The organism is Streptomyces sp. enrichment culture (genome assembly GCF_964273255.1).
Classification (GTDB): domain Bacteria; phylum Actinomycetota; class Actinomycetes; order Streptomycetales; family Streptomycetaceae; genus Streptomyces.
The window spans coordinates 1,819,412-1,833,846 of the sequence record NZ_OZ186835.1; the positions used below are offsets into that span (position 1 = coordinate 1,819,412).

The 14,435-nt window shown below is 72.1% G+C and carries 10 protein-coding genes; 4 read left to right on the forward strand and 6 right to left on the reverse strand.

The genetic code is table 11. The annotated features are described in order from the left end of the window. The first annotated feature begins 73 nt into the window (after positions 1 to 73). Together ACSU53_RS07690 and ACSU53_RS07695 are read left to right on the forward strand one after the other, a co-directional pair. Positions 74 to 313: a hypothetical protein gene (locus ACSU53_RS07690; protein ID WP_437025854.1), complete on the forward strand. Its 240-nt coding sequence runs from the start codon at positions 74 to 76 to the stop codon at positions 311 to 313. A gap of 113 nt (positions 314 to 426) precedes the next feature. Next, positions 427 to 981 carry a hypothetical protein gene (locus ACSU53_RS07695; RefSeq protein WP_437025856.1) on the forward strand — a complete coding sequence of 185 codons (555 nt, stop codon included), beginning with the start codon at positions 427 to 429 and terminating at the stop codon, positions 979 to 981. Between the two features lie 88 nt (positions 982 to 1,069). On the opposite strand, the gene ACSU53_RS07700 is transcribed toward ACSU53_RS07695, so the two are convergent. The 5 genes from ACSU53_RS07700 to rpsO form a co-directional block, all read right to left on the reverse strand. Further along, complete coding sequence (locus tag ACSU53_RS07700; protein WP_437025858.1) at positions 1,070 to 1,513, reverse strand: hypothetical protein; 444 nt, start codon at positions 1,511 to 1,513, stop codon at positions 1,070 to 1,072. A gap of 15 nt (positions 1,514 to 1,528) precedes the next feature. Further along, entirely contained in the window at positions 1,529 to 2,281 is a 753-nt protein-coding gene (gene dapB / locus ACSU53_RS07705) for a 4-hydroxy-tetrahydrodipicolinate reductase (protein ID WP_437025860.1), read from the reverse strand. 25 nt (positions 2,282 to 2,306) lie between these two features. Further along, on the reverse strand, positions 2,307 to 3,686 hold the full coding sequence (locus ACSU53_RS07710) for a M16 family metallopeptidase (protein ID WP_437025861.1): 1,380 nt from the start codon (positions 3,684 to 3,686) through the stop codon (positions 2,307 to 2,309). Beyond that, a complete protein-coding gene (locus tag ACSU53_RS07715) occupies positions 3,683 to 5,914 on the reverse strand; it encodes a polyribonucleotide nucleotidyltransferase (protein ID WP_432057820.1) in 2,232 nt (743 codons plus the stop codon). Before ACSU53_RS07715 ends, ACSU53_RS07710 begins: the two co-directional genes overlap by 4 nt. Positions 5,915 to 6,275: 361 nt before the next feature. After that, a complete protein-coding gene (rpsO, locus tag ACSU53_RS07720) occupies positions 6,276 to 6,563 on the reverse strand; it encodes a 30S ribosomal protein S15 (protein ID WP_164338358.1) in 288 nt (95 codons plus the stop codon). A 345-nt stretch (positions 6,564 to 6,908) separates the two neighbouring features. Here rpsO and ACSU53_RS07725 point away from each other — a divergent pair, with 345 nt between their 5' ends. After that, positions 6,909 to 7,190, forward strand: coding sequence for a DUF397 domain-containing protein (locus ACSU53_RS07725; protein WP_164338357.1), 282 nt, complete (start codon positions 6,909 to 6,911; stop codon positions 7,188 to 7,190). A gap of 767 nt (positions 7,191 to 7,957) precedes the next feature. Here the strand turns inward: ACSU53_RS07725 and eccD are convergent. After that, positions 7,958 to 9,469, reverse strand: a complete 1,512-nt coding sequence (gene eccD, locus ACSU53_RS07730) for a type VII secretion integral membrane protein EccD (protein ID WP_437025863.1) — start codon at positions 9,467 to 9,469, stop codon at positions 7,958 to 7,960. A gap of 417 nt (positions 9,470 to 9,886) precedes the next feature. Here eccD and eccCa point away from each other — a divergent pair, with 417 nt between their 5' ends. Further along, on the forward strand, positions 9,887 to 13,864 hold the full coding sequence (eccCa, locus tag ACSU53_RS07735; protein ID WP_437025865.1) for a type VII secretion protein EccCa: 3,978 nt from the start codon (positions 9,887 to 9,889) through the stop codon (positions 13,862 to 13,864). Positions 13,865 to 14,435 lie beyond the last annotated feature (571 nt).

Below are 14,435 nucleotides of genomic sequence, written 5' to 3' on the forward strand. Positions count from 1 at the left end.
GCACTTTTGGGGGCGTCCGTTCGTATGAAGGAGTGAGAGCTGTTCGTTCGACCCGAAGGGAGACACACACCCGATGCTCGGTCGGCGTGAACCCGTGCCGTTCGCCTTCCTCGCCGAGGCCGACAGATTCCGCAGCAACGTCACTCCCCCGCCCCGCGAGCGCCCGTCCGCCGCTCAGATCGCCGGACGCTGGCTGCTGGGGCTCACCGTCACCGCCGGACTCGTGGGTTCCCTGGTCATCGGGACGCCGGCGCTGACCCCCGACACCTCCGGCCCCGGGACCGGGCAGTCACAGGCGTCCGAGGGACGCTGAGCCGAGGGGGACGGCCGGCGGTGACGCCATCGGTACCCCGATGGTGGTGACCGACCCCACAGATCGGTAGCCTCACCGGCACTGCCCACGCATGGATCGAGTGAGGACCAGCCGTGCCCCTGCCCTTCCTGACGGCCGACCGCGCTTTCGAGACCGCGGACGACGTCGCGCTGCCCTACGACGACCGTGACCGCTGGCGGCGCCCGTACCGTCCGGGGCCGTGGAGGGTGGGGGCGGCGGCGATCGTGCTGCTGCTGGCCTCGTTCGTGCTGTTCGCCGCGGTCGTCATCGCGGCGACGGCCTCGGTGTCGTCGGCGGGGATGGTGTTCGCCGTCGCGCTGGTCGGGATCGTCTGCGCCCTGCGGTTGCTGCGCATGGGCGTGTGGGTGAGCGCCCGGGGGCTGCGGCACGTGGTGTTCCTGACCACGCGGACGGTCCCCTGGGAGCAGGTCGCCTCGGTACGCACCGTGCAGCAGCCGGTGCGCTGGCTGGGGCTGCCGCGGACGGTGCAGGGGCAGGCCCTGCTGCTCGTCCGGCAGGGCCGGTCGGCCGGTCCCGAGGCCCCGCTGCTGACCACGCACAACGCGGACTTCCTGGGGCGGGAGACGGCCTTCGACCGGGCCGCCGACTCGGTGGAGGTCTGGGCCGACGAGTACCGGCCGGGCTGAGCCCCGGTCCTGCCGGCACAGCCGGGGCCCGGTCCGTGCGCGGACCGGGCCCCGGGCCGTGTGCGCGGCCTGTACGGACGGGTGTCCCTCAGGGGGACGCCTTGCGCAGGCTGATGGCCCGCTGCATCGCCTTGCGGGCGCGCGGGGTGTCCCGGGCGTCGTGGTAGGCGACGGCCAGGCGGAACCAGGTGCGCCAGTCGTCGGGGGCGTCCTCCGTCTCCGCCTTGCGCCGGGCGAAGACCTCGTCGGCGCTGTCGCGGTCGACGCGGCCGCTGGGGAGCCGCTTCAGGTCGTCGACGGGCAGCCCGCCCTCGGCGTCGAGTTCGGCGGCGAGCCGGTTGGCGTCGCGGACGAACTGGGTGTTCTTCCACAGGAACCACACGCCGATGACCGGCAGGATCAGCACCGCGACGCCCAGGGTGACGGTCAGCAGCGTGCCGGTTTGGATGAGCAGCACGCCACGGCTGCCGACCAGGACGAAGTAGACGACCAGGACGGCGGCCGTGAGGGCGTAGGAGATCTTCGCGCGCATGGGGTGGGACCGGGCTCAGTTCAGGTCGAGGAAGTGCTCCAGGCCGAAGGTCAGGCCCGGGGTGGACACCACGCGGCGGGCGCCGAGCAGGATGCCCGGCATGAAGCTGCTGTGGTGGAGGGAGTCGTGGCGGACGGTCAGGGTCTCGCCCTCGCCGCCGAGGAGGACCTCCTGGTGGGCCAGGAGTCCGCGCAGCCGCACGGAGTGCACCGGTACGCCGTCGACGTCGGCGCCGCGGGCGCCGTCCAGGGCGGTGACCGTGGCGTCGGGGGCGGGGGCGCTGCCCGCGCTGCGGCGGGCCTCGGCGATGAGCTGGGCGGTGCGCGCGGCGGTGCCGCTGGGGGCGTCCACCTTGTTCGGGTGGTGGAGTTCGACGACCTCGACGGACTCGAAGTAGGGCGCCGCGATCTGGGCGAACTTCATGGTGAGGACGGCGCCGATGGAGAAGTTGGGCGCGATGAGCACCCCCGTCTGCGGGAACTGGTCGAGCCAGCCCGTGAGCTGGGCGAGGCGCTCGTCGGTCCAGCCGGTGGTGCCGACGACGGCGTGGATGCCGTGCCGCACGCAGAAGTCGAGGTTGCCCATGACGGAGGCGGGCGTGGTCAGTTCGACGGCGACCTGGGCGCCCGTCTCGACGAGGGTCTCCAGCTTGTCGCCGCTGCCGAGGGCGGCCACCAGTTCCATGTCCTCGGCGGCCTCGACCGCCCGTACCGCCTCGGACCCGATCCGGCCCTTGGCGCCGAGGACCGCCACGCGCAGCTTGCTCATGTTCGTTGCTTCCTTACGGGAGGGGTCAGGCGACGGCGTCGTGCAGCCGCGCCGCCTGCTTGTCCTTCAGCGGGCCGATGACCGACAGGGAGGGCCGTCGTCCCAGGATGTCGCGGGCGACGGCGCGGACGTCGTCCGGGGTGACCGAGGCTATCCGGGCGAGCATGTCGTCGACCGACATCTGCTCGCCCCAGCACAGTTCGCTCTTGCCGATGCGGTTCATCAGCGCGCCGGTGTCCTCCAGCCCGAGGACGGTGGAGCCGCGGAGCTGGCCGACGGCGCGTTCGATCTCGTCGTCGGGCAGGCCGTGTTCGGCGACGTGGTCGAGTTCGTCGCGGCAGATCTTCAGCACGTCGTGCACCTGCGAGGGCCGGCAGCCCGCGTACACGCCGAACAGGCCGCAGTCGGCGAAGCCGGAGGTGTACGAGTACACGCTGTAGGCCAGGCCGCGCTTCTCGCGGACCTCCTGGAAGAGGCGGGAGGACATGCCGCCGCCGAGGGCGGTGTTGAGCACGCCGAGGGCCCAGCGGCGGTCGTCGGTGCGGGCCAGGCCGGGCATGCCGAGGACGATGTGCGCCTGTTCGGTCCTGCGGTCGAGGAGTTCGACCCGGCCGGCGGTGCGCAGGGCGCGCCGTCCGCCGCGCGGGGCGATCGGGACGGCGGCCGGGTCGCGGAACGCGCCGGCCTTTTCGAAGGCGGTCCGGACCTGGCGGACGACGGTGGCGTGGTCGATGTTCCCGGCGCAGGCGACGACCAGGTGGGTGGGGTCGTAGTGCTTGCGGTAGAAGCGCCGGATGCGGTCGGCGGTCAGGGCGTTGACGGTGTCGACCGTGCCGAGGACGGGGCGGCCGAGGGGGTTGTCGCCGAACATGGTGTGCGCGAAGAGGTCGTGCACGCAGTCGCCGGGGTCGTCCTCGGTCATGGCGATCTCTTCGAGGATGGCGCCGCGTTCGACGTCGACGTCCTCCTCGCGGATCAGGGAGCCGGTGAGCATGTCGCACACCACGTCGATGGCGAGCGGCAGGTCGGTGTCGAGCACGCGCGCGTAGTAGCACGTGTACTCCTTGGCCGTGAACGCGTTCATCTCACCGCCGACCGCGTCGAGGGCGGCGGAGATGTCGAGCGCGGACCGGCGGGCGGTGCCCTTGAAGAGCAGGTGCTCCAGGTAGTGCGTGGCGCCGTTGAGCGCCGGGGTCTCGTCGCGGGAGCCGACGTGCGCCCAGATGCCGAAGGTCGCGGAGCGGACCGAGGGCAGGGTCTCGGTGACGATGCGCAGGCCGCCCGGGAGGGTGGTCCGGCGGACGGTGCCGGTGCCGTTCTCGCCCTTGATCAGGGTTTGGGTACGGGCGACGGCCCGCGCCTCCGGGGAGGTGCGGGCCGTCGCCTGGGAGCCACGGGACGTCACTTGGCGGCGTCGTCCTTCGTCTCGTCGGAGCCGTTGCCGGACTCGTCCTCGCCCTCGATCACGGGGATCAGGGAGAGCTTGCCGCGGGAGTCGATCTCGGCGATCTCGACCTGGACCTTCTGGCCCACGCCGAGCACGTCCTCGACGTTCTCCACGCGCTTGCCGCCGGCCAGCTTGCGGATCTGCGAGATGTGCAGCAGACCGTCCTTGCCGGGCAGCAGGGAGACGAACGCGCCGAAGGTGGTGGTCTTGACGACCGTGCCCAGGTAGCGCTCGCCGACCTCGGGCATCGTCGGGTTGGCGATGCCGTTGATCGTGGCGCGGGCGGCCTCGGCGGCCGGGCCGTCGGCGGCACCGATGTAGATGGTGCCGTCGTCCTCGATGGTGATCTCGGCGCCGGTGTCCTCCTGGATCTGGTTGATCATCTTGCCCTTGGGGCCGATGACCTCACCGATCTTGTCGACCGGGATCTTCACGGTGATGATCCGCGGCGCGTTCGGGGACATCTCGTCCGGCGTGTCGATCGCTTCCATCATCACGTCGAGGATGTGGAGGCGGGCGTCACGGGCCTGCTTGAGGGCGGCGGCCAGGACGGAGGCGGGGATGCCGTCCAGCTTGGTGTCGAGCTGGAGGGCGGTCACGAACTCCTTGGTGCCGGCGACCTTGAAGTCCATGTCGCCGAAGGCGTCCTCCGCACCGAGGATGTCGGTGAGGGCGACGTAGTGCGTCTCGCCGTTGATCTCCTGGGAGATCAGGCCCATGGCGATGCCGGCGACCGGGGCCTTGAGCGGCACACCGGCGTTCAGCAGCGACATGGTGGAGGCGCAGACGGAGCCCATGGACGTCGAGCCGTTGGAGCCGAGCGCCTCGGACACCTGGCGGATCGCGTAGGGGAACTCCTCGCGCGTCGGCAGCACCGGCACGATGGCGCGCTCGGCGAGGGCACCGTGGCCGATCTCGCGGCGCTTGGGGGAGCCCACGCGGCCGGTCTCGCCGACGGAGTAGGGCGGGAAGTTGTAGTTGTGCATGTAGCGCTTGCGGGTCACCGGGGAGAGGGTGTCCAGCTGCTGCTCCATGCGGAGCATGTTGAGGGTGGTGACGCCCAGGATCTGGGTCTCGCCACGCTCGAACAGGGCCGAGCCGTGCACCCGCGGGATGGCCTCGACCTCGGCGGCCAGGGTGCGGATGTCGGTGAGTCCGCGGCCGTCGATGCGCTTCTTCTCCTTGATGACGCGCTCGCGCACCAGGGACTTGGTCAGCGCGCGGTACGCGGCGGAGATCTCCTTCTCGCGGCCCTCGAACTCCGGCAGGAGCTTCTCGGCGGCGAGGGACTTCACGCGGTCGAGCTCGGCCTCGCGGTCCTGCTTGCCGGCGATGGTGAGCGCCTGGGCGAGCTCGGGCTTGACCGCGGCGGTCAGCGCCTCGAGGACGTCGTCCTGGTAGTCCAGGAAGATCGGGAACTCACCGGTGGGCTTGGCGGCCTTCGCGGCGAGGTCGGACTGCGCCTTGCAGAGCACCTTGATGAAGGGCTTCGCGGCCTCCAGACCGGCGGCCACGACCTCCTCGGTGGGGGCCTCGGCGCCGCCCTCGACCAGCTTGACGGTCTTCTCGGTGGCCTCGGCCTCGACCATCATGATCGCGACGTCGCCGTCCTCCAGGACGCGGCCCGCGACGACCATGTCGAAGACGGCGTCCTCGAGCTCGGTGTGCGTCGGGAAGGCCACCCACTGGCCGCGGATCAGCGCGACGCGGACGCCGCCGATCGGGCCGGAGAAGGGCAGTCCGGCCAGCTGCGTGGACGCGGAGGCGGCGTTGATGGCCACCACGTCGTACAGGTGGTCGGGGTTGAGCGCCATGATCGTGGCGACGACCTGGATCTCGTTGCGCAGGCCCTTCTTGAAGGACGGGCGCAGCGGGCGGTCGATGAGGCGGCAGGTGAGGATGGCGTCCTCGGAGGGACGGCCCTCACGGCGGAAGAACGAGCCGGGGATGCGGCCCGCCGCGTACATCCGCTCCTCGACGTCCACCGTGAGCGGGAAGAAGTCGAGCTGGTCCTTGGGGTTCTTGGAGGCGGTGGTGGCCGACAGCACCATGGTGTCGTCGTCCAGGTAGGCCACGGCGGAACCGGCGGCCTGGCGGGCCAGGCGGCCCGTTTCGAAGCGGATGGTGCGGGTGCCGAAGGATCCGTTGTCGATGACGGCTTCGGCGTAGTGGGTCTCGTTCTCCACCAGTGTCTTCTCCGTTACATGTCGTCTTTTCGTCCCTCACGCCCGTGTGGCGCGGGGACGTGGTGGAGAAGCGCTCCGTCTGGTGCGGGCCGGTCTTCGATCGAAGCTCCCGGGTCTGTCGCCCGGGGGCCACTACCGAGGACCGGCGGCGGCGAGGTGCGCTTCTCCCCGTACGTCGTGACGCCCTGTGGGGCGTCTGTGACGTCCGTACCGCAGGTGCGGCACGGCTCGTCACGGTGAGTCGTTCCTATGGCGTTGTGTTACCACACTACAAAGGGGTGGTGACACTCCGCACGTACAGCACGTACAGCAAAGGGAGCGGTCCCCTTTCCCGCTGGGAACCGCTCCCCATCACGCCGTCCTACTTGGCGCCCGCCGCACCGCGACGGATGCCGAGGCGGTCGACCAGCGCACGGAAGCGCGCGATGTCCTTCTTGGCCAGGTACTGCAGCAGCCGGCGGCGCTGACCGACCAGGATCAGCAGACCACGACGGGAGTGGTGGTCGTGCTTGTGGGTCTTGAGGTGCTCCGTCAGGTCGGAGATCCGGCGGGACAGCAGCGCGACCTGGACCTCGGGGGAGCCGGTGTCGCCCTCCTTGGTGCTGAACTCGGAGATGATCTGCTTCTTCGTAGCGGCGTCGAGCGACACGCGTACTCCTCAATGGTGTGTGAGTGGCCACCGAGTGCCCCCGGTCTTCGTCTCGGGGGATCTTCCATGACTCGGAAGGCACGGATCCGCTGGGCGCGGCCTCCAGAGCGGCGCTCCGGGGGTGCGTACACAAACGGCCATCGGCCAGCCTATCAGGCGGTGGCCGGGCTCCTGTCCACGGTCCGTGGAACCGCCCTGGTGGAGGGGCCGCGGCCACTAGGGTGAGCGCCGACCGTGGGACACGCCGGGCATGTCCGGACCGCGGAACACGGTCACTGGAGAGTACGGGACAGCAGCAAGTCGGACAGTCGAACAGTCGGACACTGGGAAAGGGGTCGCTGCGGCATGGCGGAGACGGCTGAGGAGATCAGGGCGCGCAAGGAGCGGGAGAAGGACGAGCTGTACGGGCTCGACATCTCCGGCGTCGAGTGGCACAGCGCGCCGGGCACCGAGGAGCACGAGGAGCGCGTCGAGATCGCCTACCTGCCCGGTGGCGCGGTGGCCATGCGGTCGTCCCTGGACCCGGACACGGTGCTCAGGTACACGGAGGCGGAGTGGCGGGCCTTCGTGCTGGGTGCGCGGGACGGGGAGTTCGACCTGGAACCGGCGGGGCCCGAGGCGGAGTGAACCGGGGCCCGGCGACAGGGGCGCGCCGTCCGGGTGGAGGTGCCGGAGGGCGTCGTTGCAGGGCCTGGGTGAAGGGGCGCCGGATACGCCGGTGCGGCGTGTGTCGGCGCTGCGGGTGCCGGTGCGATGCGTGTGAGTACGACGTGTGCGGGCGTGCGGTGGTGCGCGCCCGCGCTGCGGGCGCGTGGGGGCGCGGCCTACGGGGCGTGTACGCACCGCCGGGTGCTGTGTGCCGCGCCCCGAAGGGTCGGCAGGGGGCGTCGCGGTGGCGCGACCAGGGCAGGCGGAAGCAGGGCCACCGGTCCGCGCCAGAAGGGGGAGGGAGCGCCCTGCGTCCGACGGCGCCGGCTTGCGGCCGGCTTGCGGCCGGTGACGGGCAGCGGGCATGGGAGCGGACCGTGCCCCACCCGAAAGCTGCGGCACGGGCGTAGCGCCTTGGGGGGGCCGATCGGCACCGACAGGCGCGAAGCCGCCGGGTGCACGCGGGCGTGTGCGGTTGGTGGGGGCGTGCGCTGCGGGCGCGCAACGGCCGGACGTCTGCCGGGTAGCCGTCGTTCACCGGCCGCGCGGGGCGTGCGAGGCATACGCGACCTGCGGGGCGTGCGCGGGGCGTCCGCCGGACGGGATGCCCGGTGAAACCGGTCAGCCGGTCGGCCGGTCTCGCGGGGGCCTTCGCGCATCGGCCGGTCGCGCCGGTGGGGCCGGATCCGGCCCCAGTGCACCGGATGTCCCCGGCCGGGAGCCGGCCGGGGGTGGTCACCCGTCCGTCAGCCGGTCATCGACCGCACCGACTGGTAGACCTCGAAGACGGCCAGTGCCAGCGGGACCAGCGTCAGCAGGACGAAGCCCTCGGCGATCTCCAGGAAGCGGCCCCAGAAGGGCGTGAGGCCGCTGCGGGAGGCCATGAGCCCGATCGCGGTGATGATCGCGGCCGCCACGGCGATGGCCGCGACCAGCCAGACCGTACGGAGGTCCAGGTCGGCCCGGTCGCCGGTGAGGGCGTCGCGGACCAGGGCGTGCGGCGGGTTGAGCGCCAGCCCGAGGCCGAGCGCCACCAGGGAGCCGAGGCCGGCGGCCAGCAGTCCGGCCACCTGCGCGGTGTAGCGGAACAGCTGGGCGCGCATCAGCAGCGCGATGCCGGTGGCCAGGGCCAGCAGCTGGGCCCAGACGTCGTCCGAGAAGCCGAGCACCAGCGCCGAGCCGGCCGCCAGCAGGGCGCAGCCGCCGACCAGGCCGACGAGCAGCTCGTGGCCGCGCCGGGCCTGCGCGCCGATGCGTTCGGCGTCGACCGGTTCCTGGGGTTCGGGGTCGGCGCCGTAGGCGGTGCGCTGCGTGGTGTCCGGCGCGTCGAAGCCGATGGGCAGCCGGGCGAAACGCATGGACATGCCCGGCAGGAAGGCCAGTGCTCCGACGGCGACGGGGGCGCACAGGGCGGCGGTCTCGGACGGGGTCCAGTCGCCGAGGAGTGCCCCGAAGGTGGCGGCGAGGGCGAGGCCGGAGGCGACCGCGAAGGCGACGAAGGGCCCGTCGCCGCGCGGGGAGCACAGGGTGAGGACCACCGAGGCCACCAGGACCGCCGCGCAGGCCAGCAGGAACTGCAGCTTGCCGATGCCCTGCCCCTCGGACAGCGAGAGCAGGCCGGAACCGGCCACACCGACGTTCGGCAGTGCGCCGAGCCCGAGCGCGATGCCCGCGGCACGGTCGTCGTAGACGCGGGCCCGGACGCAGCCGAGGACCACGAGGAGCACTCCGGTGACACCCGCGAGGATGCCGGGCAGGCCGTGCATGTCGTGCCGCGGGTCGGCGGTCCAGGCGACGAAGGCGAGCAGTGCGAGCAGCACCCCGCCGCCGGTCAGGCCCGCGGCGCGGGTGAGGTCGTCGCGCCACAGGGAGCGGTCGCGGGTCACCGCGGAGGCGACCGCTTCGGAGACGTCGTCGAAGACGGCGGGCGGGAGCGATTCGGAGAAGGGGCGCAGGGTGAGGAGTTCGCCGTCGAGAATGCGCTGCGCCGCGAAGGAGCGGGAGCTGTCGAGGACGGTCCCGTCCCGGCGGACGAGGTGGTAGCCGACCGGGGCGCCCTCCTCGGCGGTCTGCCGGGAGAGGCGGAGGATCTCGGGGTAGACGTCGGCGACCGGCACATCGTCGGGCAGGGCCACGTCGATGCGGCTGTCGGGGGCGACGATGGTGACCCGGCAGAAGCCGAGCCCCTGTGCCGCCCGGGTGGGAGGCGTCCCCTGCCCCGGTCCGCCCGGACCGGTGGCCGCCGTCGAGGCCGTCATGCTCACCTGCTGTTCCCCCTCGGTGCTGCGTCCGTACTGCGTCGGTCCTGTCGGTCCTGCATGGGTTCTGCCGTCCGTGCTGCGCCGGCCCGGCGTCGGTCCTGCGCCCGTGTTCGCGATGTGAAGGGCTTGTGATTTCTTCCGGCGGCACCACCGCCCCCCGTCCGGCGGGCGGTTGGGCGGCCGGCCGGCGCGGCGGGCGGGCCCGTCGGGCCGGGGCCGGTGTTCCGTGCCGCGCCGGATCTCACGTAATGCCCCATATCTCCGGCCGGGTTCGCGTGTGCTGACGCGAACATCCGGCACCCTACCGTCCGCCGGCACATGGTGGGATCAGTAGGATCGCGCGGCGGCCCTCGTCCGCCTGACACGGGGTGGTGGACGACAAACCCGGCGGGCCGCCAAGGGAATTGGTGAGCAGTGACCCAGATCGTCGTGAAGCGTCCGCCACGAGCGCTGCCGCCCGAGGTGCCGTCGGGTGAGGTCGTGCTGCAGCCGCCGCCCGAGCTGCCGCGGGACCACCGGGAGAGCGTGCTGATGCAGTTGCTGCCGACGCTCGGCATGGGCGGTTCGGTGGTGTTCTTCTTCACCAGCGGTCAGCCCTTCATGCGGATCATGGGCATGGTGATGATCGCGTCGACGATCGCCATGTCGATCGCGATGGTGATCCGCTTCCGCCGCGGTTCGCAGGGGCAGCTGGCCGATCTGCGCCGGGACTACCTGAGTTACCTCTCCCAGACCCGCCGGACGGTCCAGGAGACGGCGCGCAGGCAGCGTGACGCCCAGTACTACCTGCACCCGTCGCCGGAGCAGCTGTGGGCCCTGGTCGCGGAGGGCAGCCGGGTCTGGGAACGGCGGCCGGGCGACGAGGACTTCGGGCAGGTCCGCATCGGCCTCGGTCCGCAGGCCCTGGCCACCGAGCTGGTCACCCCCGAGACGGCCCCCGTGGAGCAGTTGGAGCCGCTCGCCGCGGGGTCGATGCAGCGGTTCGTCGCGGTCCACGGGACGCTGGACGACCTGCCGATGGCCGTGTCGCTGCGCGCCTTCTACCACGTGACGGTGGGCGGCGAGCCGGCGTCCGTGCGGTCCTCCGCGCGGGCCCTCGTCGGGTCGCTCACCGCCCTGCACTCCCCCGAGGACCTGATCGTCGCGGTGGTGGCCGGGCGGGAGGCGCTGCCGCACTGGGAGTGGGCCAAGTGGCTGCCGCACGTGCAGCTGTCCGGGGTCGCGGACGGTGCCGGCACCCGCCGGCTGATCAGCGGCGACCCGAGGGAGACGGAGGACCTGCTGTCCTCGCGGCTGACCGGGCGGCCTCGTTTCCACCCGAACGCCGCGCCGCTGCCGGAGACCCCGCACATCGTCGTCGTGCTCGACGGCGTGTCCCTGCCGCCCGACTCGATGCTGCTCAGCCCGGAGGGCCTGCAGGGCGTGACCCTGGTCGAGGTGACCGAGGGCGAGCCGGCCGGGGTCCGCGGCGACCTGTCCGTGGTGGTCCGGCCGCGGTCGCTGCACCTGGAGTCGGCGCACGGCGCCGTCTACGAGGGAACACCGGACGTCCTGTCGTACGAGTCCGCGGAGGCCCTGGCCCGCCAGCTGGCCCCGCTGCGGATGGCCGAGGGCGGGGACGACGACGAGCCGCTGCTGGCGAACCTGGAGTTCACCGACCTGCTGAACCTGGGCGACGCCGCGTCCGTCGACACCCGGCGGACCTGGCGGCCGCGGTCGCAGGCGGAGCGGCTGCGGGTGCCGATCGGCGTGGGCGAGGACGGCCGTCCGGTGATGCTCGACATCAAGGAGGCCGCGCAGGAGGGCATGGGCCCGCACGGCCTGTGCGTCGGCGCGACGGGTTCCGGCAAGTCGGAGCTGCTGCGCACGCTGGTGCTGGGGCTGGCCGTGACCCACTCCTCGGAGACCCTGAACTTCGTCCTCGCGGACTTCAAGGGCGGCGCCACCTTCGCCGGCATGGCGCAGATGCCGCACGTGGCCGCCGTCATCACCAACCTGGCGGACGACCTGACCCTCGTCGACCGCATGGGCGACTCCATCCGCGGTGAGCTCAACCGCCGCCAGGAGATGCTGCGCGACGCGGGCAACTACGCCAACATCCACGACTACGAGAAGGCCCGCGCGGCGGGCGCGCCGCTCCAGCCCATCCCGTCGCTGCTGCTGGTGATCGACGAGTTCAGCGAACTGCTCACCGCCAAGCCGGACTTCATCGACATGTTCGTGCAGATCGGCCGCATCGGCCGGTCGCTGGGCGTGCACCTGCTGCTGGCCTCGCAGCGGCTGGAGGAGGGCCGGCTGCGCGGCCTGGAGACGTACCTGTCCTACCGCATCGGTCTGCGGACCTTCTCGGCCGCCGAGTCGCGGGCGGCGCTGGGCGTGCCGGACGCGTACGAGCTGCCGAACGTGCCGGGTTCGGGCTTCCTGAAGTTCGGCACGGACGAGATGGTCCGCTTCAAGGCGGCCTACGTGTCGGGCGTCTACCGGTCCGGGGCGCAGCGGAACGCGTCGGCGGGCGGGCCCCTGCCGGTGGACCGGCGGCCGGTGCTGTTCACCGCGGCGGAGGTCCCGGTGCGGTACGCGCCCGTCCCGCAGCAGCGGGCCGCCTCGCCCGACGGCACCGACGAGGTGGACGACGCGCTCGCCGACACCGTGCTGGACGTCGTCGTCCGGCGGCTGGAGGCCCAGGGCCCGGCCGCGCACCAGGTGTGGCTGCCGCCGCTGGACAGCCCGCCGTCCCTGGACGGTCTGCTGCCCGGCCTGGCGGCCGTGCCGGGCCGGGGCCTCACCCAGCCCGGGTACGAGGGCGCGGGTCGGCTGGTGGTGCCGGTCGGCCTCGTCGACAAGCCGTACGAGCAGCGCCGCGACCCGCTGTGGGTGGACTTCTCCGGCGCGGCGGGCCACATGCAGATCCTCGGCGGTCCGCAGTCCGGCAAGTCGACCCTGCTGCGCTCCCTGATCTGTTCCTTCGCCCTCACCCACACCCCGGAGGAGGTCCAGTTCTACGGGCTGGACTTCGGCGGTGGCGGCATGGCCGCGGTGGCCGGGCTGCCGCACGTCGGCGGGGTCGCCTCCCGCCTGGACCCGGAGAAGGTCCGGCGGACGGTGGCGGAGGTGTACGGCGTGCTGAACCGCCGCGAGGAGTACTTCCGCGCGTCGGGCATCTCCTCGATCGCGGAGTTCCGGACCCGGCGTGCCCGCGGCGACATCTCGGTCGCCGACCAGCCGTGGGGCGACGTGTTCCTGGTGATCGACGGCTGGGCCACCTTCCGCGGCGACTACGAGGCACTCGATCAGGTGATCCTCGACATCGCCACGCGCGGTCTCGGCTACGGCGTCCACCTGATCCTGTCGGCGTCCCGCTCGATGGAGGTGCGCTCGGCGCTCAAGGACAACCTGCTCAACCGGCTGGAGCTGCGGCTCGGCGACACGATGGACTCCGAACTGGACCGCAAGGTCGCCGCGAACGTGCCCGCCGGCGTCCCCGGCCGAGGTCTGTCACCGCAGAAGCTGCACTTCATGGCCGCGGTGCCGCGCATCGACGGCCTCACCTCCGACACGGACCTCGCGGACGCCACCGCCGCGCTGGCGGCCGAGGTGTCCCGGCACTGGCAGGGCTCCGAGGCCCCGGCGGTCCGGCTGCTGCCCCGCGCGTTCCCGGCGGAGCAGCTGCCGCCGGGCAACCGGTTCCCGAGGCGGGGCGTCGCGTTCGCGCTGGACGAGGACAACCTGGAGCCGGTCTTCGTCGACTTCGACCAGGACCCGTTCTTCCTCGTCTTCGGCGAGAGCGAGTCCGGCAAGTCGAACCTGCTGAAGCTGCTGATCAAGCAGCTCACCACGCGCTACCCCGGCAACGAGTGCAAGCTGTTCGTGGTGGACAACCGGCGTTCCCTGCTCGGCGTCACCCCCGATACCCACCTGGCCGAGTACATCCCCATGTCCAACGCCATGGAGCACCACATGGTGGCCCTGGCCGACCTGATGAAGCGGCGCACTCCGACCGCCGACGTCACCGCCCAGCAACTCCGCGACCGCAGCTGGTGGCAGGGCCCGACCGTCTACGTGGTCATCGACGACTTCGACCTCGTCGCCACGTCCAGCGGCAACCCTCTGAGCGGCCTGACCGAACTGCTCCCGTTCGCCCGGGACGTCGGCGTGCGCTTCATCATCGCCCGCTCCACGGCGGGGGCGAGCCGCGCGTCCTACGAGGCGTTCATGCAGCGCATCAAGGAACTCGGCGCCCAGGGCGTCGTCCTGGCGGGCGACCCCGGTGAGGGTGACGTCCTCGGCGGCGTCCGCCCACGCCCGATGCCGGCCGGGCGGGGCGTGTTCGTCTCCCGGCGCCGGGGGCGGCCGCTGGTGCAGACGGGGTTGGTGGCGGAGGAGGAGTTGTAGCGGCGGGCTGGTCGGTAGGTCATAGGGCCGGGGGACCTGCGGGCGCTTCGGCCGGGTCGGCGGTAGGCCGCTTCAAATCGACGCGGAGGGACTGGGTGGCTGGTCACCTCGGTTGCGAGCCTGTGTCGGCCGGCAGTTGAGCGTGCCTCCCGCGGGCAAGGCCTTCGCTCGATGAGTCGGACAGTCCGGCCTTCGCCTCGATGCGCCCAAAGCCGCACCGGAATGTGCGAAGTGGCGCACCCCGCTTCGTCGATCTGGGCGGAATGGGCTTCCATAGAGCGGCCTACCCCACTCTCCCCGCCGGGGCACAGAGATGGTCGGCAGCGACCTCCCCATGCGATACGACCGCAGGGAAGGCACAGCTGCAGGTTCTCACCGACGGCATTCTCGACGGCCACGACCGTGGTTCGCGCACCGCTGCGAAGTACCTGACGGACACGACGAACTGATCTCGCTCCGCAGCCCTCCAGCCCAGGAAGTTTCATGCCCCGAAGGCCCTTGCCCCGCAACCGTCACTCCTACCTCCTCACTCTGACCGCCACCGCATGCGCAGCGGTAGCCGGGATCGGGG

Excerpts from the sequence above, each read along its gene's own strand:
- ACSU53_RS07690 (WP_437025854.1), top strand. The coding sequence starts at position 74 with ATGCTCGGTCGGCGTGAACCCGTGCCGTTCGCCTTCCTCGCCGAGGCC.
- ACSU53_RS07700 (WP_437025858.1), bottom strand. The coding sequence starts at position 1,513 with ATGCGCGCGAAGATCTCCTACGCCCTCACGGCCGCCGTCCTGGTCGTC.
- dapB (WP_437025860.1), bottom strand. The coding sequence starts at position 2,281 with ATGAGCAAGCTGCGCGTGGCGGTCCTCGGCGCCAAGGGCCGGATCGGG.
- ACSU53_RS07725 (WP_164338357.1), top strand. The coding sequence starts at position 6,909 with ATGGCGGAGACGGCTGAGGAGATCAGGGCGCGCAAGGAGCGGGAGAAG.
- eccD (WP_437025863.1), bottom strand. The coding sequence starts at position 9,469 with ATGACGGCCTCGACGGCGGCCACCGGTCCGGGCGGACCGGGGCAGGGG.